The following is a 23,745-nucleotide window of genomic DNA, read 5'->3' as shown; positions in this document are numbered from 1 at the left end:
AACTTCCATTCAGATGATGTTCATCGGAGAGCAGGGAGCCTGCCGTATGGACAAGGTCGAAGAGAGTCGCATCGGAAAAGTCAATTCCCAATTCAACGAAGAATTACAACAACAGATAGACGGCACCTTGCCCAAAGGGCATGTGTATCGATTAGGCATGCCGAGTGCCGTATTGCAAAGTGCCGGATTACCACACCTGCCTATCGAACTTGCCTCAAGCCGTTTGGCGGCCAAGAGTATGCAAGAGAACCACCCGTTTGACCTCTCGGAGCTTGAGGGACTATCATTAGGCTTACAAAAACCATTGGCAGTATTCCGCAGTGCGACCCGTATAGGCAGCTATGTCGTGATGACGGAGATACAGCATAAAGGTAAGAATTTTGTAGTAGCAATTCAGACGAATAAGAAAAAAGGAAAAATTGAAATAAATGATATACGCAGTGTCCACTATCGCAATTCTAATGCACATATGGCAAACTGGATAGATGAGGGCCTGCTTGAATATGCAGATAAAAAAAGAATGGTTGAATGGTTTTCCAAACAGCGGTACAATTCCGCTGAGGTTAGAAAACTATTCAACCATGCTTCAAAAATAGTAAAAAACTTTGAGAATCCAAAGACCGGGAATGAAAATTTACGTCAGGACACAGGTAGCGATACCGGGCAGGGAGCAGAAAATATTCCCCGCTACCATATCGAGGCAGAGCGAAGCGAAAAAGCCGGTCGTAACGTTATCTCCTCCAATCAAGCTTCCTCGGGAGCAGATACCCCGGGTTTATAGGCCACCGGAGCTCCCCGCCGGGACGAACCGGAAAAGACCGGGGCTCCAAGGTTTTAGTTCGTCGGCCGAATACCCGTTAGTGATTTATAGAGCAGTTTGAGAAGCTAAGGCAGAGCACATGCTGACCCGTTGGGCCACAACGGAAAAAACAGGGGGATTAAAGGTGCAAGGTAGATTTTTGCTGACTTTTCATGTCACAAGCGAAGAAATCCGCTACAAAATCAATGATTATCGTAGCTTTTATATATTTTTGCGTCTGAGTTGGGAAATCTCTTTTCAAAGCATATTGGAATTTTTGGAAATGTTATGTTTATCGGGTAACGTTGAGAACGTAGGAAATTTTCAAAAAGCAAGCAAGGATAATGCAGAGGCCCTTGTGTTATAGAGAGGGTGATGTATCCATATCTGTTCGCAGGAGGAGGAAGCTACAACTTTCAGGTTGGGCCGTAGCGTTTGCAGTTCCACGCTTTACATTTCATGGGCTTGACTGAGAATAGAGGCCTTTGGAGAACCCCAAAGATACAAAGACATTATGGGCAGAATTGATTTACGTTCGCAAAGTTTAGACTTGCTGCGTTTTCCTTTGGCTGTGGTAGTATTGACCATTCATATATTTTCTACGGAAGGAATTACTTTTCAAGGAACAACTTCAAATTTTGAAGATTATCCCTTTTTTATGGAGGTGAACCGTTTTATAGACGGTTTCTTTCGAGGACAAAGTGTACCTATTTATTGTTTCATTTCAGGATTTGTGTTTTTCTTGGGAGTAGAAATGACAAAAGAGACTTATATCCGTAAATTCAAAAATAGAGTAAAAACTTTATTGGTCCCCTACCTGATATGGAACTTCTTTGCCATTCTGTTATTGATAGTAACCATTTACTCCCCATTCAATCAGTACAAGGCACATCCTGCTGAGTTTACACCTTCTTTACAAGGATTCCTATCCGCCTTTTGGGTGTATCATGGACAGTTGGAAGGAACGATTATAGAAGATAGTTTCCCCTTAAATAAGCCTTTATGATTTGTTCGCAACCTGATATTGGTCGTACTATGCACCCCTTTTATCCATTACTTGTTGAAGCGGACCGGATACTATTTGGTTATCTTATTGGGGTGTATTTGGTTCTTTTCCCCTTTATTCCATATAAGAACATATTTGCTTGACGTAACTTTCTTTTTCTTTGTTTGGGGAGCCTATATGAGTATCAATAAAAAAGATATGTTAGACGTTTTTGGTCGGTTCTTTAAAGTGTCGGTGATATTATATATTGCGTTAGGAGTTGTTCACGTATTCGCTGCACGTTATTATCCTGACTTGACGGGGATTATTAAAAGAATAAACATATTAGTAGGACTGCTTTTTGCCTATAACTTATCTGCTTGGTTGTTGAAAAACGGTATATGTAAGGTTAATGCTTTCCTGGCTTCTGCCAGTTTCTTTATATATGTTTCCCATGGACTCATTTCAGGCAAAATATTGAAATTGGCTTATGTAGCAATTCGGCCGGCTTCCAGTATTTCTCTATTGGCTGTTTATATATCAGTAATAATAATAACGGTAGGATTGCTTTTGTTGACCTTTTATTTATTGCGGCGGTATGCACCGGAGACATTGAAAGTGATAGCCGGGAGGAAATAAAGGGCCTTGTATCGGTTATCCCGTCTTGTAAGTAAAGTTTTTTATTCCCCCTTTTGTAAAGGTTGAAGGCAAGCGAGCCTGGCGTTTATAAGTGCATTGTGGCAAATTTTTTGAATAATCGATGCTTAATCGTTATTCTGTTAGTTTGGTACCATTGCCAGTGCTAATGCAATATAATGGAGAGTATATCAGACTAAAAATACAGATATTTAAGTATTTGGTTCAAATTACTAACTTGAACTTTACATAATGCATTCGTTTCCATAACACGGGTCATCTGTACCTGTTCTTTATTTTGATACATCTTTTTCTGCTTTTGCAAGAGAGAGTCCCCGTTTTGCCCGCCTTTATAGTCCGGTCATTTTCCAGAGAGCACAAGCTAATAGCACGTCCGAGGTGTTGACTTGTGCGTTGGCTTTCAGAAAGTCCATTGCTTTTCTCAGTTGGATGTTGACTGNAAGCTAAAGAATGGGCCAAGGCCAATATTGTGCGCACGTTTACGAACGAGGAAACATATGTACGATGAACGCATTGTTTATTGTTCGGTTTGAGGATTAACAGTAATGCGCCAATAGCCGGATTTATCAGAGCCTTCGTGCATAAGAATACCTCTTTCACGGAGTTTTTTTATCTGCTTCTTGACACCATCCAAAGAAATTCCCAATTCATCCGCCATTTTCTCACGGGTTATCATCGGGTTAGCTATAACCATATCTATGATGCGTTGAGCCGTTCTACCAACAGGCTTGTTATTCTCTCTTTTTACAGGGTACTTTCCGGGGGTACTATTTTTGTTTACAGGGTACTTTTTGACCGAGCTGTTTACTCTTTCAGCCTTGTAGTAGCAATTCAGACGAATAAGAAAAAAGGAAAAATTGAAATAAATGATATACGCAGTGTCCACTATCGCAATTCTAATGCACATATGGCAAATTGGATAAATGAGGGTTTGCTCGAATACGCAAATAAAAAAAGAATGGCTGAATGGTTTTCCAAACAGCGGTCCAATTCCGCTGACGTTAGAAAACAATTCAACCATAGTGCAAAGATAGTAGAAACTTTTGAAAATCAAATAGTTGAAGGTCTAAATCATCAGGACGNTAGAAAGCGATATATCCAGTCTTTCGGCGATTTCTTTTACTGACAACCCTTCTTCCCATCTCAGTTTGAATATCTGCAATCGTCCTTTAGGCATCTGTTCGGCAATCCGGGCTATGAATGAGAGTTTTTGTTCAATCTCGGTCTTTTTCTCAATCTCCTCATCGCCTTCGTCAGGTAGTGTTTCAAATTTGACTTGTACCGCTTCGGTTGTTGCTGAGAGCACCAGGTCGCGGCAGATATCTTTCCTTAATTGGTCGATAGCAGTTCGCTTGGCGATTGTGTATAAGAAATTTTCTGTATACATCACCTGGCCTGTCCGGCTGCTTTCCCAATACTTGATAAAAACTTCCTGCGTCAGATCTTCGGCTGCTTCCGGCGATTTGCAAGTCTGCAACGCCAGCCGGTAGATACGTGAAAAGTATTTGTTGAATACTTCTTCGATATTTGTTTCTTGTTGAAAACTAACATTTTCCATGATTATATCCTTCTTATACAATTCATCTTTCTGACTTTTTACTTGGCAAAAGTAGTGATATAAGTTTACTTGTTGGAAGAGCATATTCAATTTATAATCAAACTTTAGCAAATGTTTCGATGGGTTTTCACGAAGGTTACAGACCTGTTTTAAATATTACGTTTTTGTGAAAATAGCCTTGGGAGCCCTGTCGGGAGTCGTAGTTTTTGGAAAGCTTTCCGACTAATAAAGTGAAAGCATTCGCAAAAGCAGAATAAAATGATGAAAGATAATGTCAACTATATAGAACTATTGGAGCAATATAGAAAACGTTCCCTCTCTCCTGAAGAATTGCAGGCATTGCAGGAATGGCTCGATTCGGATGAAGGAGAAGACACCTGTGCCGGATATATGGACGAGTTGCTGAAGGCTTCGGACATCCCTGCCGTGGGTGCGGAAAAGGCATATCGCCATATACTTGGCCGGATTAAGAAACATCTGTTTCTCAAAAGTCTCAGCCGGTTCAGAAGTGCCCTCTTCAAGGTGGCCTCGGTGCTGTTGCTGGCCGGTACGGCCTTTGCCTACCGCGCTTATGTAGAGAATAGGGAAACGGTCCGTTCGGATGAGATGGTTTTCCGGGTGGACAAGGGCAACAAGGTGATGCTGACATTGGCAGATGGCAGCAAAGTATGGCTTAACTCGGAAAGTACGCTGGTCTGTTCGAAAGACGATGTCCGACAAGTGACCCTTGAAGGCGAAGCATATTTTGAAGTGAAGAAGGACAAAGAGCACTGCTTCGAAGTACACACGTCCTACGGTACTGTCAGAGTATATGGTACATCGTTCAACGTGAGAGGACGCAGCCGTGATTCGCTGTTCGTCGTTTCGCTGGTGGAAGGCAGTGTAGGTCTGCAGCTCGACGGGTCGGACAAGGAGATAAAGCTGCATCCCGACGAGATGGCCTGTTACGACCCGAAACAAGACCGGCTGCAGCTGGTTGAGAAAGACCTTTCGGCAGCAGGCCTTTGGAGGCAGTCCGACCTGAAGCTGGCAGATGTCGATACTCCTACTTTATGGAGTCGGATGGGAGACTGGTACAGCATGAGTTTCCATGTCAAGAACATGCCCGTAAAGAAACACTTATATAATGTGACTATTCAAACAGAATCTGTTGAAGAAATGTTGGAGCTGGTCAATGCGGTCACTCCGATAGAGTATATAATCAAAGAAAAGGAGGTGAGCATCATTTACAAATAACGCAACACTTGTACGGCCTGTTATAGGTTGACGGAGGCAAGAAGGAAGAAGGCTGTTCTACGGAAAAGGACGCAAGGCGTGCCGATGTCTATATCTAACATCATACATTCAGAGTTAATAATTTCTCTTTTAATAATCAATCAGTTTGGAACAATTAATATGAAATGGTTTAGTTTGAAGATAAAAAGAAAGTTGATGACCGGGTTGTCCGTGTTTTGGGTGTGTGCCGGCATGGCGGTGCAGACTGTGGGAGAACCCTCTATTTCCTTGTCGTTGCGCAAAGGCACGCTCAAGGAACTGTTCGTCGCCATCGAAAATAAGTCGGACTATAAATTTGTGTACGACTCGTCCGAGATAGATACCGGCCGCAGCATATCGGCCGTGTACTCCAACCAGGACATCAGCACTATCCTGTCGGAAACGCTGGTCGGACTGTCTTACGAAATCAAAGGCAATCAGATCATCATCCGAAAGAGCGATGCTCAGGAAAAAAAGGCCACAGCCCGAATCACCGTGTCGGGCAAAGTCACCGATGCGAACGGCGAAGCGATTATCGGCGCCAACATTCTGGAAAAAAGCTCCCGGACCGGAAGCATCACCGATGCAAACGGAAACTTCTCATTGTCGGTAGCTTCGGATGCCTCGCTGAAGGTGTCGTACATAGGCTACGAGACACGCGAAGTGAAAGTAAAAGGGCGGTCGCAACTGTCCGTTGTGCTGGAAGAAGACACGAAAATGGTCGATGAGGTGGTAATCGTGAGCTACGGAAGTCAGCTGAAGCGGGAAGTCACGGGTTCGGTAGCACAGATTAACACCAGTACCTTGGCCGATATGCCGGTACTCCAGTTCTCTCAGGAGTTGCAAGGTAAAATAGCCGGAGTCCAAATCAATCAGTACAGCGGGCAGGTAGGTTCGGGCATGGCGTTCCGCATCCGGGGAGCCGCTTCGTTGTCGTCGGGTAATTCGCCGCTGGTTGTAGTAGACGGAATCCCTTTGACAGGCGATATCAATAACATCAATCCCTCCGAAATAGAGTCGTTCAGTGTGCTGAAAGATGCCTCGGCAAGTGCGCTCTACGGTTCGCGTGCAGCCAACGGTGTGATTCTGATAACCACGCGCAAGGCACAGTCGGGCGATGCACGTATGGAGTTTGCCGCCAACTATGGTGTGCAGACGGTACCTCAACGCGGACGGCCCGACATGATGACGGCCCGCGAGTTTGCCGAATTCCAGAACGAATACTACGAAGACCGTGTGAAGTACGAAGGATATACCGGTGAGCTCGACCCGCTGTATGCCAACCCCGAACGCTACGGTAAAGGTACCGACTGGTTCGACGTGATGACGCGCAGTGCTGCCATACAGAAGTACGACCTGTCACTGTTCAACGGCGGCAAAAAATGCTCTACTTCGGCCATGATAGGCTACTCCATGCAGGATGGTGTGGTAGAGAATACCGGAGTAAAACAGATTTCGGCACGTGTCAACCAGATTTTCAAACCGAAAGATTTTATAGAGGTAGGGCTCAACGTAGCGCCCAGTTACAAGCTCGACCACAACTCCCTGATAGCCTTCGACGGTGTGAACAATCTCTTCAATAAGGCTATCCAGGCCAGTCCGTTGGTGGCTCCTGTCGACGAAAACGGCAATATGCCGCTCTACGTCAACACTTCGCCTATGCTGGCCAACATCAATCCCTATAAAATCATTATGGAAACCGTAGACGACTATGCCACAGCCCGTCTGCTGGCCAACGGATACCTCAGCGTCACTCCGCTGAAGGGACTCACGCTGAAAACCAGCCTGGCCACCGACATGACTTGGGAGCGCCGCAAATACTTCAAGCCGGGTAGTGTTGATGCCGAAGGCATTGCCAGCGGGACCAGCAGTTACTACAACGATTATACCTGGATTTCAGAGACCAACGCCACCTATGCCAATACGTTCAGAAACGACCACAAGCTGGAAGTCCTGTTAGGATTCTCGGCACAGAAATACTGCAAGGAGAGCAACAGTGTGTCGGGGAGCCATTTCAGCAGCGACGACATTCCTTACCTGAACAATGCTACGAATATCACTTCGGGCACGAGCAACATTACCGAATATGCCTTGCTTTCGCTGCTGGGGCGTGTGAACTATAATTACAAGAACAAATACCTCATTTCGGCCGCACTGCGCTACGACGGTTCCTCCCGTTTCGGAAGTAACAACCGGTATGGATATTTCCCTTCTATTTCAGGAGGATGGGTAGTGAGTGAAGAGCCTTTTATGCAATCTGTGCCTCACCTTAACATGCTGAAGCTGAGAGCCAGCTACGGTGTCACGGGAAACGACAACATCGGTAACTATACGCATATAGCCAACATCGGTGAATACAATTACGTGCTGAACGGGACGCTGGTCAGTGGCGCTTCCAACAGCAATATTGCCAATGTGAACCTGGGTTGGGAACGTACGGCACAGTTTGATATAGGTTTGGATCTGTCTATGTTCAACAACCGTTTCACTTTCTCGTACGATTATTACAAGAAAGCTACGGACAATATGATTCAGGAACGTCCCATCCCGCAAGCCTCCGGGTTTGCCTCTATTACTTCCAATGTTGGGAAGATTCATTTCTGGGGACATGAATTTAGTTTAGGCTATAATAACACTTTCGGCAAGTTTTCCTGGCAGTCCAACTTCAATATCTCTTTCGACCGGAACAAGATTGTGGAACTGGTAGAACCCGGGTACATAACCCGCAATACCAGTGAGTACTCCGATTATTACCGCAATCAGGAAGGCTATCCCCTGAGCCAGTTCTTCGGCTACATCAAGCTGGGATTGTACAAAGATGAGGAAGACCTGGCCACTTCTCCTAAGAGCAGTACCTCGCAGGTAGGTACCATCAAATTTAAGGATGTAAATAAAGATGGGGTCATTAACGTAAAAGACCGTACATTCATCGGCGATCCTAATCCCGATTTCCTCTTTGGCTTTACCAATAACTTTAAGTACTCGAATTTCGATCTTAGTATTTCCATGACAGGCTCGTATGGCGGGAAAGTAGTAAATGCCCTGAAGCATCAGTATCTGGGTAACTTGGATGGAGCGTTCAATATACTGGCCGCCGCCAAGGACCGCTGGCGTTCTCCCGAGCAGCCTGGCTCAGGAGACTATCCCCGTACCATGACCGGCACGACAGCCGAACACCGGAAAGTAAATACCAGTTGGATCGAAAGCAATTCGCATCTGGCGGTGAAGAACATTACGCTGGGCTATACCTTGCCTTTGCCTCAGAACCGTTATTGCTCGAAGCTGAGGGTATATGCTTCCATACAGAACGTATGCTTTATCAGTAAATACGACGGTGCCAATCCCGAGGTGAGCCTTAACGGGCTGAACGGAACCGGCATCGGGGTGGACGAAAACTCATATCCGGTTCCCCGCGTATATTCATTGGGACTTAATGTGACATTCTAATTTAGCAGTATAAATATTGAAAATATATATAGAAGAAAATGAAACTACAAATCATCTTGTTGGCAGCAATCATGTGCCTGTTCGGAAGTTGCTCGGACTTCCTTGACCTGATACCTGGTGATAAAGAGTCGGGCGGCTCTTTTTACCAGACAGAAGAACAATTACGGCAAGCCGTTGTGGCCGCTTATGTACCTTTGCGCAGCTTGGCCGATAACGACTTCTTTACGGGCGAGGGCCGCTCGGACAATACCCACTACGATTATACTCCCGCCAATCGCGGGTCGGCTTACGTCTATCGTGAAAACATCTACGACTTTACCAACGAGGCCAACAATACCTATGTCAGTGCTGTATATTACCATTGTTACAAGGGAATTTCAAGGGCTAATATCGCTATCGACCATTTGGAGGCGGCAGCCATCGATGAAACAGTGAGGAAAAACCTGATGGGGCAGGCGAAGTTTTTGCGGGCATTTTTCTACTACAAACTGGTACGCTATTTTGGAGGAGTACCCCTCTATCTGCACGAAGTGAAGTCGGCCGAGCAAGCATTCCTGCCCCGTGCTACGGTCGACGCGGTCTATGAGCAAATCATATCTGACGCCAAATATGCCATTACCAATCTGGCCCCTCCCGCCCAGTTCCCGCAAAGCGGCGAAGCAACCAGAGGTTCGGCCACCATACTGCTGGCAGACGTGTACATGACACGCAAAGAATATGCAGAAGCCGAAAAGCTGTTGAAGACATTGCCTGATATGGGCTATGACTTGTTTGACAACTATGCCGATGCATTTGCCACAGAAAACAAAAACGGGAAAGAGTCGCTTTTCGAAATCCAGTACCGGCAGGGACTGCAAGGAGGACAGCAGAGCAATTTTATCTACAAATTCATTCCCCGTTCCAAAAATACGAAGATAGTGACCGGAGTAGCTACGGACAACAGCTCGCTGGGAGGATGGAACATGCCCACACAAGACCTGATAGCCGACTATGAAGCAGGCGATTTGCGTAAGGCGGCTTCCATAGCCATTGCCGAAGGTACTTACGATGCCAGTTATATGTTTACCTATACGGCCAATACAGAAATTGACGACTACGTGCCTACCGAGGGAGTGGAGGGAGTACCCTATATTAAAAAGTACCTGCATCCTCATACCGACAGCAATAATACGGACGATAACTGGCCTATCTACCGTTATGCTGAAGCTTTGCTTTTCTGGGCCGAAGCCATCAACGAACAGCCCGGACGGAGTGCGGATGCCCTGCCTTACCTGAACAAAGTACGCGAGCGGGCAGGACTTGATGAGGTGACCGAAACCGACCAGGCTCGTTTGCGTGAAATCATACTGCACGAACGCCGGGTAGAGTTGGCCTTTGAAAACAAACGCTGGCACGACTTGGTGCGCAGCGGAAAGGCCGTAGAAGTGATGAATGCTTATGGCAACCGGCTTAAGCAGCAATACAGTTATCTTGTTGAGGCTGCTTACCGGGTCGACGGGCACCACTTATTGTATCCTCTGCCTTTCGATGAGGTAGAAATGAACGATTTATTGGAACAGAATCCCGGATATTGACCAATTGCCGAAGAATATGAATATACGTAACTTAATCGGGACATTGGCCTTAACGCTGAACGTATGCCTGGCCCAAGCACAGCAAAAGACATTCACCATAGCTGTATTGCCCGATACTCAGATGTACACTGAAGAAGAAGGAGAAAGAAACCGTACCCTTTTTGAAAGCCAGACCCGGTGGATCGTCGACAATTACCGGAAAGAGAATATTGTCTATGTAGTACATGTCGGTGACATCGTAAACCGTGGAGATGACCGGCCCGAACAATGGAAAAATGCCTTCCGGGCACTCTCTATCTTAGAACAGCCTCTGCCCGGAAAGCCGGAAGGAATTCCCTACGGGTTGGCTGTGGGAAATCATGAGCAGACTCCAAGCCAGTGGGCCGTGACCGGAAAAACCGAATGGTTCAATCATTATTTTGGAGTAGGACATTTTGAAAGACGCAGCTACTATGGCGGACATTACGGCAATGACAATGACAGCCATTACGACCTGTTTTCGGCCGGAGGGATGGACTTTATTGCCATATATATAGAATACGATGCCATGGATGAGAATATAGATGCCCTTAACGATTGGGCTGTAAACCTGTGCAAGCAGTATCCCTCACGCAAAGCTATCATTGTGAGTCATGGCATTATACACTACAATCCGGTAGAAGGTACGAATGCCAATGCTCCGTGGCTGAAACAGGGTGAACGTATCTATGACCGGTTGAAGACTTGCCCCAATGTGTTTATGATGCTTTGCGGGCATGTCGGCGATAATGGTGAAGGCTATCGCGAAGACGGTTATGCGGGGCGAACCATCAAAACTTTCTTGTCCGACTATCAAAGCAGGCCGTTGGGAGGCGGAAGCCTGATGAGGCTGATGACTTTCGACCCGGAAAACGACCTTATCAAAGTACGCACCATAGCTCCTTACCTGGATACGGAAGAAACAGACGCGGACAGTAAGTTTGTAAAGCCCTGGAAATATGAGACTACTGCTGCTCGTATTTATGACTTCGACAATGACGGCAAATCTGAATTCGCCCTGTTCAAAGGAGGAATATGGCAGATAGGAACCGAGAAGCAGAACCGTCTTTTAGGCTATGGCAAAGCGGTTGCCGTCCCTGCCGATTATCATGCTGACGGAAAAGCAGCTTTGGCTGTTTACAGACCTCAAACCAGTGAATTCTGTATCGAGGGGAAGGGAGTTATACAATGGGGGCAAGCAGGAGATATTCCCGTACCAGCCGACTACAACGGTGACGGGTTGATAGAACTTGCTACTTGGAGGCCTGCCGACCAGACATGGCACATACAAGGGCAGAAGCCTTTCCGGCACGGGACTAAGAAGAGCATCCCTGTCCCTGCTGATTATGACGGAGACGGTAGGGTAGAGCCTGCTGTTTATAGGACAGACAATCATACCTTCTATATCTCTGAAATAGCCAATTTGCCTTTAGGACAAGCTGGAGATATTCCCGTACCTGCCGATTACAATGGGGATGGTAAGATTGAAATAGCCGTTTACAGGCCTGTCAGCGGCGAATGGATTATCGACCGGCAAGATACCGTTGTGTTGGGCGGCACGCCCGGAGACATTCCTGTGCCGGGAGCTTACGAAGAAGCCGGCAAGGTTCGTCCTGCCGTATATAATATGCAAACCGGGCTGCTGAGGCTGGAATCGGGGAAAAAACTTCAAATGGGAAAAGGCACAGTTGAACAGGTTGTAAACCTGCCTTTCCCCATCAGGCAGTATATTCTTGACAGCCGTAAATGACGAAAAACTGTATGAAGAATTATTAATACGAATGAACGAAAAAATAAATGTAACCAATGAAATCTGTTGTATTAGCTTTTGTATGGGCATTGGCCGCCTTCCCGCTATATGCGCAACAAGTGGCTGAGGGCCGTGTATATTGTGACACAAACAACAATGGCAGACATGACCGTGGCGAGCAATATCTTGAGGGGATAGGCGTGACCAACGGGGCCGATGTGGTGATGACCGATAAGGCCGGACGCTACCGGCTGCCGGTTGACGGCGAAGCGACTATTGCTGTCATAAAACCTGCACATTACCAATTGCAGCTCGATGTTTACAACAAACCGCAGTTTTATTATCAGCATAAGCCGCAGGGCACTCCTATGCGTGAAGCTTACAAAGGACTGCCGCCTACCGGCAAACTGCCTGAGTCCATTGACTTTGGACTCGTACCCCGGCAAGAACCGGAAAAGTTTTGCGTTGCTGTATTGGGCGACCCGCAGCCGCACTTTATGGATCACATACGTTATTTTGGCAAAGCTATTGTAGATGATCTTCTCCAGAGCAAGAGAAACATCAGTTTTGGAATCAGCTTAGGAGACGTGAACGACGAGAATTTCGAACTTTTCAACCCATATTTGGCGCAAGTGGCGCGGATAGGAATACCTTGGTATCATTTGATGGGAAATCATGACGTCGATTACGAGGCCCATACCGATTGCCAAGCGGACGATGCCTTTGAGACCTTTATAGGCCCCGCAAACTATGCATTTAATTATGCTGGAGCACATTTCCTGGTATTGGACAATGTCCTCTTCCCCGACCCGCGTCCGGGACAGGAAGATAATCAGAAAGCTTATTGGGGAGGTTTCCGGAATGACCAGAAAGATTTTATCAGAAACGACCTCAGATGGGTAGACAAGAACAAACTGGTCGTCGTAGCCTTTCACATACCCATGTTAGATGAAAATGCAGTACGTAAGGAAGATAAGGAATTCCTGTTCGAATGTCTGAAAGACTTCCCGCATGTATTGCTGCTTTCGGCCCATTTGCATCGGCAAAACCAGTATTTACATACAAAGGAAGACGGATGGAAAGGCGAAAGGCCTCTGCACGAATTCAATGCCGGAGCCACTTGCGGTGACTTCTATTCCGGCTATTTGGATAAAGATAGCATACCTTGTTCCATGATGTCCGATGGAACACCTAAAGGATACGCCTTCTTGGAAGTAGACGGAAATACATACCGTATTGATTACAAAGTAGCAGGGCAACCGGATGATTATGCCCTGTCGGTACAATTGCCCAAGCAAGTGGTACATAACCGGTATACTCCTGCCTACATCACTGTGAACTTTTTTATGGGAGCCAAAGGCGATGAAGTGTTGTGCCGCATAGATGGTGGCGAATGGAAGCGTATGAAGTACGAAGAAGTGACAGACCCGGAGCATGATTACATGGTACAATGTTGGAATCGCGATGATGCTCCCAAACTGGCTCGTTGGCCGGCACCTTCATTCCCTTCCACTCACATTTGGCGTATGCGCATTCCCTCGTCACTGCCGGTGGGTACGCACCAAGTAGAGATACAAGCTACAGATATGTTCGGACAAAAACATCGCGGACAAGCCAGTTATGAAATAGTAAATCCTCTTCGTATGTATCCTTGAAAAGAGTCGAGTTTTCATACCGCGCATTGATTGCAGAAATGAACCTTGTTGCAGGAACGCCGAACCGCATAAGACCTTTGAAAGAATTTATATGCAGTTTTGCGTTCCTGCAGTGTTTTTATGAATATGACATCTTGAAATTCAGGTTAGACCGACATATCTCCGATAGCAGTTGCTTTTTATGTTTCGATATATATTCTCCGCATTCCAGAATATGGGTGGGCAGAGTTTCATTTGCCTTATACTGCCGTTTCACAAAAGTTTTACTTATTTGTCCCCATCCACGTCCATTTGTGCCAGATATATTCCAAAGGACCTTGTTTATGCTTAGATAACCACCATTTGCAGAATCTTACTTGCAATAAGAACGTGAAAATACCGATAAGCAGGCTCACCGTATATCCGCAATAAGGAGCAAGATATAAGCCGAATGGGAAATAAATGATGGCTCCGATAATAGACTGGGAGATATAATTGGTAAGGCTCATTTTGCCGTAGAAACGCAAGTTGGAGACCATGTGGCTGAATCTTTTGTTCTGGTAAAGAAGTACAAAAGAAGCCACCAAGACCAGAGTAAAGGCCAGTTTTTGCCACATGTCGAATGCCGTTCCGGCTGTTTGCTGTACGATGGCACTGTTTGTCATAATCAGTTCTTTCAGAGTGTACAGAGGAGCAAATGCGATGGCAGAAACAATCAAGGTCTTTACCCAGAGGCGGAGATTTTTTTCAGAAGAAACAAAAAGTTGCTTCCTGCCGATATAGAAGCCCAGCAAGAACAGCCCTGCCGTCTGGAAAAAACGTCCGGCATTGACGGCCCACAGCAAACTGGCTTTCTGCCCCAACGTGATGTTCCCTAAAATGAAATCCCAAAAATTCCCGGCTTTCGTATATTCCGCTACTTCCGCATACATTTCGCCCACTTTAAGGTCGGGCAACCGGTGCGCCGGATTTACCAGGCTGGCAATATAATGGTACCATTCGACTGGTTGTAACAAGAAAATCACCGCAGTTATAAAGATAGCCTTGTCGCTCCAGTTTCTTGTAAAGAACAGTACGAGCCCGACCACCACGAACAACAACAAGACGTCTCCTGCCGGGAAAAAGGCCGCATTCAATGTCGCAAAACCCACCAGCAGTACCAGACGCCACAAGAACCGGTAACCGAAATCCTTCCCTTGCCTCTTTTGGTTGTTGGTTTGTATATAAAACGTAAATCCGAACAAGAGGGCGAAAATCGCATACGCCTTCCCGGCAAAGAGGGTGAAAGTCCCGTTGAATACTCCTTGGTCTAAAACGTTCAGCCAGGCCGGAGAATCGGTCGGGTAAACCGGGAAAATGAAATGTTCCAGATTATGAACCAATATAATCGCCATTACGGCAAAACCCCGCAAAGCATCTACCACCTCGATACGTGGATTTTTAATAAGTTGTTCCATAAATTATTTGTTTAATAATGATTTGACTCGTTTATTCATCGGCCTCTCGAAATAGCGGTAGGAAAGCAGGCTCAGCAGTACGGTGATGCCGAACAAGACCGGAACGGAAACATACCAGGCTATATCGAAGCCGGCCTCCTTTTGCCATTTGGCGTAAGACAAAAGGATGAAAAGGTGTATCAGATAGAAACCATAGCTTATTTCGCCCCCCACCACTAAAAAGCGGTGCGACAAGATGCGGGAAAGAATACCTTTTTGCAGCGAAAAGCTAATCAGTACCACAGCGACCGGAAGCCAGTAAAAACAGGAATACCGGTATACCTTGGGTATTTCGGAAGCACACATATAGAATGTCAAGAATAAAATCACAGCACCGATTTCCATCAGGCTTCCTTGTCGGAAGGTGATGGGCTTGTCTTTCAACCGCCCGTATAATTGGAAAAGCAACATGCCGGCAATGAAATCGGGAAAGCGGGCAATAGGATTGACATACCAATACCCCTTTATTTCCTCTTCCGGAGTGAAGTGCATCCCTACGACAAGCAATATTGCCGTGACGCAAAAAATATAAAGTAAATGTTTATAATTCCGGGTCAACGGGACAAGAAAAGGAAAGCAGATGTAAAACAGCTGCTCGCAACATAAGCTCCACGAAGGACTGTTGAAAGAAAAATAATAATCAGCTTCAGGTATATAAGCATGGGTCAATGTCAAGGAAGCAAGAAAATGCCTGCACCAGTCCAAGCCCCCCGATGCAACCACATAATCGCCCAAAATTGCGGCAATGAACAACGTCAGCCAGTGCAGAGGATAGACACGGGCTATGCGTGCCACCCAAAACCTCCGTCTGGTTATCTCTTTCTCCTGTAGTTTTTTTTGATAATTATAAGCTATGATAAAACCGCTCAACACGAAAAAAAAGCTGACCCCCACAAACCCTTCCTTGAAAAAATGTGTACTGAAAATATCATCTATCACATAACAATGCGCCCCGAATACCATGAAGGCAAATATCAATCGCAAAGATGTCAATGTGTTTATCATCGTCGTAGGCCCGTATTTGTTTTTTTTCTATTATTTTTTGTTGCAAAACCAAATCCCTGTTATGCCTTTATACATATCCATTCTGTCCATATCCACTCTGATGGACAGGGATTCCGGCCTGAAAACCCTACCCGGGGCATCTACAACCTCAATACGTTGTGTTTTTAGTATTTGATTCATAAGCATAATGTCGCGTGGAAATGTTACAAAGATAGCGAAAGGCGAGCGCAGAGGCAAACGAAAAACACAGTTTTTAAAGTTTGACTATGCCGAGCCGCCTCCTGTACTATTCAAAGATACATAAAATGCGGCTAATATCGTATTGTAAAAGAAGGCAGTATCTCAGAACACCCCTCTCAAGAGGGGAAATTGCCACTATAAATCACTAATTATCAAATAGAAAACAGCATCTCAAAGCTCCCCTCTGGAGAGGGGCAGGGGTGTGTTACGTCCGCGCATAGCTGCTCAAAATCAAAATAGTTACTAAAGCCAAGAAACCGTACCTCAAAACAACAGCTCAGCCCAAACCGCGCCTCTCACCGTCACACACCCCTTTATCCCCTCTCCAGAGGGGAATTCTCCACGCTACAAATCATTCATTTTCAAATAGAAATCTGTATCTTAGAACTCCCCTCTAGAGAGGGGCCGGGGGTGTGTTACGTCCGCGCATAGCTGCTCAAAATCAAAATAGTCACTAAAGCCAAGAAACCGTACCTCAAAATAACACCTCAGCCCAAGCTGCGCCTCACATCGTCACACAGCCACCTAAAACGAAAACAATCACAGCAGCATAACAAACGCGGCTCCGGGAATAATACCCCGGAGCCGCCTATCTCCCCCTCGCACACCCGGAAGTTCAATCTTTCGGAAGTTTATCATATTCCTCGTCGGTGACAGGTTCGAGCCACACATTAGACGTATTCTCTCCGGCCACTTCAAAAGCAAGGTGGGCAAACCAACTGTCGGCAGCAGCACCATGCCAGTGTTTCACGCCTGCCGGAATATGAATCACCGTACCGGGGAGAATCTCTACTGCCGGCTTGCCCTCTTCCTGGTACCAGCCACGTCCCGCCACGCCGATAAGCATCTGTCCGCCGCCCTTAGATGCCTTATGGATATGCCAGTTGTTGCGGCAGCCCGGTTCGAACGTGACATTGGAGATATTCACCTGGTCGCGCGATATGGGAGCAAGATAACTGTTGCCGGTAAAGTATCGGGCATATGCCGTATTAGGCTCACCGATGGGGAAAATCATTTCACGCTGGAAAGCAGCCTTGGCATCCTCGCCGGCCGTATCCTCCGCCCATACGTTTTTGGCAAGGTTAAACGCCGCCCATGCCTTCGGCCAGCCCGCATAAAAGCCGATATGAGTGATGATTTCGGCTATCTCCGTACGGGTGATGCCGTTCTTCTTGGCCGACTGCAAATGGAATACCAGAGAATGGTCCGTAATACCCTGGCTGATGAGCGAAGTAATCGTTACCAGGCTGCGGTCGCGCAAGCCGAGTTGGTCGGTGCGGCTCCATACCTCTCCGAAAAGAACATCGTCGTTAAGTTCCGCAAATTTGGGGGCGAATTCACCCAATTGGTCGCGCCCTGCCGTCTGTACTATCTTTTTCTGTGCCATAACATTGAACGTTAAAATACTGAATACTGAAAATAAAATAAACTTGTTCATAACCGTTTTGTTTATTGTTGTATGAAATTATTGATTCTGTTTGTCGGGTTGAGCGGAGTCTGGTCCGAAAGCGTCAGAGACTTGACCATATGCAAAGTACCCTGTTTGTACTTTTGGAAATGCTCTGATGCGATATGCGACTCGTAAGCCGCCCGGCTCGCATAAGTTTCGAGAATGGTGACCTTGCAAGGATTCTCTTTCTCACCGACCGCATACATGGTCAATACCCCCGGTTCGGTACGTAAAGAAACCTCACCCACCTCCGTTGCATATCGCATATACTCGTCGAGATACTCCGGATAGACCTCTATCTTCGACAGGCGCACGATGCCGTCATCCGTCATCGGCAACTTGGCACACATGCCCGGTTCCCTGTCCAGGTGGAGACATTTGCCGATGACCTCCCCCGTTGCCAGATAAGAATAAGTAGGGAATTCGAACAGTACAGGCTTCAGACGGGTATAGTCCGGTTTGCCGTCACCGTCGAGCACATCAGGAGAAGCATAAGTATTGGCAACCGTGCAGATGAAGTTGTCAAAACCGTCGGTTTCGTAGATATCCACTACATCGCACTCCATGCTCAAAGGAGACGCATCGATTACAGGTGTGCCGTTCTCGCCCGTATGATAATCGAATACATGCGACTTGTCGGTCGATTCGCCGCTCACGCTGCCCACATAATCCGCTTTCGGCAGCATCTCCCGGCTCACAAGATTGATAGAAAGTTTTTTCGACTTCCGGATACCCCGGTTGGTATAATGCTGCTTGCTCATGCTCACCAGTATGCGGTCATGTCCGATAATGCCCGTATGTCCCACGACAAGCCAGTTTACTTTCCCCTCGACCTCTGCCCCGACCACCGTCAACGGTTTTGGATAGAGAGCCGGCAAGTTCCCGATATTTTTCTTCTCCGTTTCCATGATATTGGGCTGAACCCAGCCTGTTTTTTCCGTCCTGCCGCATGACAACAATATCGCGGACAGGAACAAGATACTTGAAATTGATTTTCTCATAAAGTAATCGCTTTGTTCAAAATTATTTGGGAGACTCTCCGTCACTCCGGCTATTGCCTCTCGATTCTCACATGTACATCACCCTCGACGATCAAGACATCGATGCCGTTGCCGTCGATACGGCCTATCTTGACCAAATCATTGCTGTGCGGCCAGCTCTTGCAGAAAATTGCCACGTTGCCCCAAGGCACATAAATCGTGATATCCCCGGGCTCAGGAGCACAGCCGCGTGCCGCCCCGTCCGTTGTCAGAGCCGGAGAAGGGTAGAAGATTTTCTCCGTCATACGGTTATAGTCATTCAGCGTCACTTCCAAAGGCAGGCGGGAGAGAAAATCCCTGCCAGCCGCATTATCCTCCATCGTAGCCGTAATAGTGCGGTCGCCGGTAGAAATATTTACCTTCAAAGAGCTTGCATCGGGAGTATCCGGTTCCTCACGTACGGCTCCGATTTCATCGAGCCAAGCCGAGATGCGGCCCTCCATTTGCGGGAGAGTAGAGGAGGTCAATAGCAATGCCCGTTCGATTACCGTAGCATCAGGGCAGAGGCTGCGGGCTTCACCGGCCGAAGCGGAAATCCCGCTGCTTCCGCTGGTCGCGAACAACGCTATCCGTTTCCCGGCCAGCTTCCCGGCATGTTCATGCAAGAACGATTGCATCGGAGTAGCCATGCTGCCATGCCAAATCGGATAACCGATAAAGATGAGGTCATACCCGTCGAAGTCCTCGACCGAAGTCCGGATAGCCGGATAGTTCCCCCGCCGTATGCCGGCCAGCTCCTCCTGCGCACGAGACAGCATGGAACTGTAATCATTGTCATAAGGCACTTGAGGTTCTACTTCCAATATATCGCAGTCGAGCGTCGTCCGAATCATTTGCGCAGCCCCTTCGGTATGGCCCGTACGCGAACAGTAAAGTACCAGATAACGGCCGTTGCCCCCCGGAGCAGGCGTGTCAGAACCGTCATCGTTGCCATCACCGTCATCCGGTTGCCCGGACATTCCCGGTTGTTCCGGAGAGGACGGCTCCTCGTCAGAACCACCGCAAGCCGCCATGGAGAAGACGGCAAACAATAAAAATGGAATCAATAAGAACTTTTTCATAACTATACATTTATCTGTCAATAAGCAAATGTCTTTCGACAATTCCGCTTGCGTACCGTTTACCGATGGTCTTGCCGGTGATGATATTTTTTGATTGGAAAATTTAGACGACAGGCTCTAATCTGTAAAAATATCAATATCCGATACTATCGGCAATTACCGTGAACCGGCCCTCGCAATATCACCATTTCATTCGTTTATCATTTTATTTAGATATGACAAAGTTACCCTATCACACAGAAACGGATGTAACCATAAGTGGGAAGTTTGTAACGTTTTTACTGAATTTTAGTCATCCGCCTTAAAAAAGGGAAAATAGCATATCAACCTCTCCTCTCGAGAGGGGAGCTTTGAGATGCTGATTTTTATTTGAAAATGAGGAGTTTATGGCGTATTGTGGAATTCCCCTCTTGAGAGGGGACTAAGGGGTGTGTGACGGCAAGAAGTGCGGTTTAGGCAGATATATTTCTCAAAGGTTTTTGCTGCGTTTAGAGGAGCGAGGAAGTATCTGCCAAAGGTTAGTGATTGCTTTTGATTTAGGCAGCCTATGACTTAGGATTTGAATACCCCCAGCATCTCAGCCGGATGTTCAAGAAACATACAGGCCTCACTCCATCGGAATACTGCGAGAGCCTTCAATTTAAATGTGTAAAAAATGTTTCTGGTTAAGGAGGGGATTTTTCCTCTCCTTTTCTCCTGATGCTNGATAGCGAAAGGCGAGCGCAGAGGCAAACGAAAAACACAGTTTTTAAAGTTTGACTGAGCCGAGCCGCCTCCTATCTTATTCAAAGATAGCGAAAGGCGAGCGCAGAGGCAAACGAAAAACACAGTTTTTAAAGTTTGACTATGCCGAGCCGCCTCCTGTACTATTCAAAGATACATAAAATGCGGCTAATATCGTATTGTAAAAGAAGGCAGTATCTCAGAACACCCCTCTCAAGAGGGGAAATTGCCACTATAAATCACTAATTATCAAATAGAAAACAGCATCTCAAAGCTCCCCTCTGGAGAGGGGCAGGGGTGTGTTACGTCCGCGCATAGCTGCTCAAAATCAAAATAGTTACTAAAGCCAAGAAACCGTACCTCAAAACAACAGCTCAGCCCAAACCGCGCCTCTCACCGTCACACACCCCTTTATCCCCTCTCCAGAGGGGAATTCTCCACGCTACAAATCATTCATTTTCAAATAGAAATCTGTATCTTAGAACTCCCCTCTAGAGAGGGGCTGGGGGTGTGTTACGTCCGCGCATAGCTGCTCAAAATCAAAATAGTCGCTGNCAATGGCAAAGCAGCTTTACGATTACTGGTTTGTGCAATTTGACTTTCCAGATGAGGATGGAAGACCATATAAGTCAAGTGGCGGCAAGATGGTTTGGAATGAGAAGTTGAAACGAGAGATACCAAAGGGATGGAATGTTGCAAAGTTGACAGATGAAATTGAACTTCAATATGGTTTTCCATTCTCTACCGACTTGTTTACCGAACAGGTGACATCTGTTCCTGTTGTTCGTATTAGAGATATTCTTGATAATTCTATCTCCGCTTATACTACTGAAGAAGTTGAAGAAAGATATTTGCTTCAAAAACAAGACTTGCTAATTGGTATGGATGGAAATTTTCACATAAATTATTGGACAGATAATGTGTCATATCTTAACCAACGAAGTGTTAGGCTACGAGCAAAGAATAACTCCAACGTGTCAATTGTTCAAGCAAAATATGACATACAACCATACATAAAAGCCAAAGAGACAAGAACAAAAGGCTCAACTGTTGGGCATCTTTCTGACAAGGATATGAAAGAATTATATGTATTGGTTTGTCCTAATGAAAAGGCAAGAGAAAAATTGGATTCAATATTATCAATGATTGTAAAGAATCGAAACGAGGTAACTTTCCTCATTAAGCAACGCAACGAACTTCTACCATTGTTAATGAACGGACAAATAATCATAGAATAAATGGCTCACATTCTCTATAAATATTTAGATATAATTGGTGCAAAGTGCATGATTGGAAACCAGAATCTCCAATTCACTAATGCGTCTCAACTGAACGATCCTTTCGATTGTCATCCAAAACTAATTGACTACTCAAATGTAACTAATACTAAACTTCAAGGATGGATACCTAAGGAATGGTGGATAGACAAAGAAGAAAACGATGCACTCAATTTGCGTAATGATACATGGTTATGTAGTTTATCAAAAATCAATGATTCATTACTCATGTGGAGCCATTATTGTTATAACCATAAAGGTATTTGTATAGGACTTGACATAGACAAAGTGTTGGAATCTGTTCCACCAATGTTTGGTACAATATACCTTGAACCGCTTGTTCTTGATGTTCAATATCAGGATATAATAGAGCGTCCAAACGCATATAATAGCGCAAATGATAGATTAAGCTACCAATGGGGGACAAAAGCAAAGGATTGGTATTGCGAACAGGAAGTAAGGTTGGTAATGCCTAATCCAAGTCCCATGTATGCTGCCTTTGCACCACAACAAGCTGAACAGAATCGAAAACAACCTAATAAGATTTGGGATAATCGTGAAATACACCATTATTTGCCACTGAAAAAAGAATGTTTTGAGTCTATCTATTTTGGTGTCAATATAGAACAAACAGAAAAAGAAAAAATTATTCAATATGTTCAGAAGAAGTTACATCCACAAATCAAGTTATACCAAATGGAAGTAGATGAGAATGCTTTTAGGTTACGACCAGCAATCATATGAACGGTCAGGTGTCGGTAAATTCTGATTTATCTGACGATTAAGTTCAATCTTTTTGTCTAAGGCAGAAAATATTTCGCCAATTTGTTTCTGTTCATGCAATGGGATTATTGGGACAGGAAAAGAATTGAGTGTTTCTACGGATAGCGCATAGCGTTGTCCGCTTCCGGAGGCATTGCAAGCGAAATATTTTTTTGCGTAGTCAGTATGTAGAAGTGCGTTCAGATAACGTCCGTCTAAAATATCTTTGTTTGGAGATATTAAAGCACAATGATAGCCCAATATAACATCCTCAAAATCATCCGCTATATAAGTGGGAATACCAATGTCATTGCGAGTTTCACTGTCCTTTGTTAATGCAACTTGACCCTTTTTCAGTTGGAACTTGGAAATTTCATTGGGACGAGCAGTGGCAAGCATAAAACTATCATGCTGAGCTATGGTAATAGCCCAGTTATAATAAACATCAACAAAATTACAGAGACGGATTTCTTTTTCTCCGTCTGTCATTTTCTTATCAACTCCACTGATTTCAACAGTAGCAATTTCTCCCAATTTATATTTTTTCAATTCCATTTACCGCGTAGCTTTATAAATATAATTTTGAATCAAAGATAGATTTACTTTTATCTCTTTGCGCTTAGCCAATAGCTGGTTAAGATGTGCTTTTTTCTGCGCTTTTTCTTGTGCAGTTATGATATGGTCAATTCTTGCTCCACCAACAAAAGGGCATACAGTATCCACTTCCATTTGCGAATTTTCAATTTGACTGTCTAATTTGACAAGTTGCTGTTGGTATTTTCGCTGTGCTTCCACGATGTCCAAATTGTTTGCAGCCACAAACACATCAAGCAGGTGGTGAATAGCTTTAATTTGTTCCTGGGCATCTTTCGACGAACTGCGTGCAACTCTTACTGCAACAATTATAGCAATCGTACTAATTATAGGGCTTAATAGTGTAGCCCATTGAGTTAAGCCATTAATCATAGTGTTATTAGTTAAATTTGAATTCTTCAACTGTTTCATTATTTTCCAA

The 23,745-nt window shown here is 45.5% G+C and carries 20 protein-coding genes and 1 pseudogene; 12 read left to right on the top strand and 9 right to left on the bottom strand.

Annotated elements, in window-relative coordinates:
- The 3 genes from BN2628_RS04780 to BN2628_RS04765 form a co-directional block, all read left to right on the top strand.
- Nucleotides 1-781 (top strand): MuF-C-terminal domain-containing protein (locus BN2628_RS04780; protein ID WP_257606390.1); only part of this gene is annotated, 781 nt, incomplete at its 5' end.
- A gap of 532 nt (nt 782-1,313) precedes the next feature.
- Nucleotides 1,314-1,805: an acyltransferase family protein gene (locus BN2628_RS04770; protein ID WP_055096279.1), complete on the top strand. Its 492-nt coding sequence runs from the start codon at nt 1,314-1,316 to the stop codon at nt 1,803-1,805.
- Between the two features lie 198 nt (nt 1,806-2,003).
- The gene (locus BN2628_RS04765) at nt 2,004-2,423 is read left to right on the top strand and encodes a hypothetical protein (RefSeq protein ID WP_154668403.1); all 420 of its coding nucleotides are present in this window, start codon (nt 2,004-2,006) and stop codon (nt 2,421-2,423) included.
- 535 nt (nt 2,424-2,958) lie between these two features.
- Here the strand turns inward: BN2628_RS04765 and BN2628_RS16720 are convergent.
- Complete coding sequence (locus BN2628_RS16720) at nt 2,959-3,348, bottom strand: winged helix-turn-helix transcriptional regulator (protein WP_055095885.1); 390 nt, start codon at nt 3,346-3,348, stop codon at nt 2,959-2,961.
- On the opposite strand from BN2628_RS16720, the gene BN2628_RS17760 reads away from it, so the two are divergent.
- Nucleotides 3,271-3,567, top strand: a complete 297-nt coding sequence (locus tag BN2628_RS17760; RefSeq protein WP_411267742.1) for a MuF-C-terminal domain-containing protein — start codon at nt 3,271-3,273, stop codon at nt 3,565-3,567. The two genes, BN2628_RS16720 and BN2628_RS17760, sit on opposite strands and share 78 nt — an antisense overlap.
- Here the strand turns inward: BN2628_RS17760 and BN2628_RS04755 are convergent.
- A complete protein-coding gene (locus BN2628_RS04755) occupies nt 3,508-3,999 on the bottom strand; it encodes an RNA polymerase sigma factor (protein WP_257606389.1) in 492 nt (163 codons plus the stop codon). The two genes, BN2628_RS17760 and BN2628_RS04755, sit on opposite strands and share 60 nt — an antisense overlap.
- Before the next feature lie 258 nt (nt 4,000-4,257).
- On the opposite strand from BN2628_RS04755, the gene BN2628_RS04750 reads away from it, so the two are divergent.
- The 5 genes from BN2628_RS04750 to BN2628_RS04730 all read left to right on the top strand — a co-directional run bounded on the left by BN2628_RS04750 (nt 4,258) and on the right by BN2628_RS04730 (nt 13,697).
- Complete coding sequence (locus BN2628_RS04750; RefSeq protein ID WP_055096272.1) at nt 4,258-5,235, top strand: FecR family protein; 978 nt, start codon at nt 4,258-4,260, stop codon at nt 5,233-5,235.
- Nucleotides 5,236-5,394: 159 nt separating this feature from the next.
- Nucleotides 5,395-8,700 (top strand): SusC/RagA family TonB-linked outer membrane protein, encoded by a 3,306-nt coding sequence (locus BN2628_RS04745; protein WP_055096271.1) that lies wholly within the window; start codon nt 5,395-5,397, stop codon nt 8,698-8,700.
- 38 nt (nt 8,701-8,738) lie between these two features.
- The gene (locus tag BN2628_RS04740) at nt 8,739-10,274 is read left to right on the top strand and encodes a RagB/SusD family nutrient uptake outer membrane protein (protein WP_055096269.1); all 1,536 of its coding nucleotides are present in this window, start codon (nt 8,739-8,741) and stop codon (nt 10,272-10,274) included.
- 16 nt (nt 10,275-10,290) lie between these two features.
- On the top strand, nt 10,291-12,042 hold the full coding sequence (locus BN2628_RS04735; RefSeq protein WP_055096267.1) for a metallophosphoesterase: 1,752 nt from the start codon (nt 10,291-10,293) through the stop codon (nt 12,040-12,042).
- 56 nt (nt 12,043-12,098) lie between these two features.
- Nucleotides 12,099-13,697: a calcineurin-like phosphoesterase C-terminal domain-containing protein gene (locus tag BN2628_RS04730; protein ID WP_055096265.1), complete on the top strand. Its 1,599-nt coding sequence runs from the start codon at nt 12,099-12,101 to the stop codon at nt 13,695-13,697.
- 263 nt (nt 13,698-13,960) lie between these two features.
- Here the strand turns inward: BN2628_RS04730 and BN2628_RS04725 are convergent, their stop codons facing one another.
- From BN2628_RS04725 to BN2628_RS04705, 5 genes are all read right to left on the bottom strand, one after another.
- Entirely contained in the window at nt 13,961-15,133 is a 1,173-nt protein-coding gene (locus BN2628_RS04725; RefSeq protein ID WP_055096263.1) for a DUF418 domain-containing protein, read from the bottom strand.
- A gap of 3 nt (nt 15,134-15,136) precedes the next feature.
- A complete protein-coding gene (locus BN2628_RS04720; protein ID WP_055096261.1) occupies nt 15,137-16,177 on the bottom strand; it encodes an acyltransferase family protein in 1,041 nt (346 codons plus the stop codon).
- Nucleotides 16,178-17,033: 856 nt separating this feature from the next.
- Nucleotides 17,034-17,855 carry a carboxymuconolactone decarboxylase family protein gene (locus BN2628_RS04715; protein ID WP_074023950.1) on the bottom strand — a complete coding sequence of 274 codons (822 nt, stop codon included), beginning with the start codon at nt 17,853-17,855 and terminating at the stop codon, nt 17,034-17,036.
- 11 nt (nt 17,856-17,866) lie between these two features.
- Nucleotides 17,867-18,868: a flavin reductase gene (locus BN2628_RS04710; protein WP_055096259.1), complete on the bottom strand. Its 1,002-nt coding sequence runs from the start codon at nt 18,866-18,868 to the stop codon at nt 17,867-17,869.
- 50 nt (nt 18,869-18,918) lie between these two features.
- A complete protein-coding gene (locus tag BN2628_RS04705) occupies nt 18,919-19,968 on the bottom strand; it encodes a cyclophilin-like fold protein (protein ID WP_055096258.1) in 1,050 nt (349 codons plus the stop codon).
- A 543-nt stretch (nt 19,969-20,511) separates the two neighbouring features.
- Here BN2628_RS04705 and BN2628_RS17215 point away from each other — a divergent pair.
- From BN2628_RS17215 to BN2628_RS04695, 3 genes and pseudogenes are all read left to right on the top strand, one after another.
- Nucleotides 20,512-20,637, top strand: a pseudogene (locus BN2628_RS17215) (helix-turn-helix domain-containing protein); the annotation flags it as partial.
- Between the two features lie 611 nt (nt 20,638-21,248).
- The gene (locus tag BN2628_RS04700; RefSeq protein ID WP_055096256.1) at nt 21,249-21,929 is read left to right on the top strand and encodes a restriction endonuclease subunit S; all 681 of its coding nucleotides are present in this window, start codon (nt 21,249-21,251) and stop codon (nt 21,927-21,929) included.
- Nucleotides 21,930-22,712, top strand: coding sequence for a DUF2971 domain-containing protein (locus BN2628_RS04695; RefSeq protein WP_055096252.1), 783 nt, complete (start codon nt 21,930-21,932; stop codon nt 22,710-22,712).
- On the opposite strand, the gene BN2628_RS04690 is transcribed toward BN2628_RS04695, so the two are convergent.
- The gene (locus BN2628_RS04690) at nt 22,692-23,285 is read right to left on the bottom strand and encodes a restriction endonuclease subunit S (protein WP_055096250.1); all 594 of its coding nucleotides are present in this window, start codon (nt 23,283-23,285) and stop codon (nt 22,692-22,694) included. The two genes, BN2628_RS04695 and BN2628_RS04690, sit on opposite strands and share 21 nt — an antisense overlap.
- The gene (locus BN2628_RS04685) at nt 23,286-23,735 is read right to left on the bottom strand and encodes a hypothetical protein (RefSeq protein ID WP_257606388.1); all 450 of its coding nucleotides are present in this window, start codon (nt 23,733-23,735) and stop codon (nt 23,286-23,288) included.
- Nucleotides 23,736-23,745: the final 10 nt, after the last annotated feature.

It is taken from the genome of Gabonia massiliensis (assembly GCF_001403595.1).
In the GTDB taxonomy this organism is placed as follows: Bacteria; Bacteroidota; Bacteroidia; order Bacteroidales; family Coprobacteraceae; genus Coprobacter; species Coprobacter secundus.
Note: the sequence above shows the minus strand (reverse complement) of the source record. Positions and strands in the feature narration are given on the sequence as shown.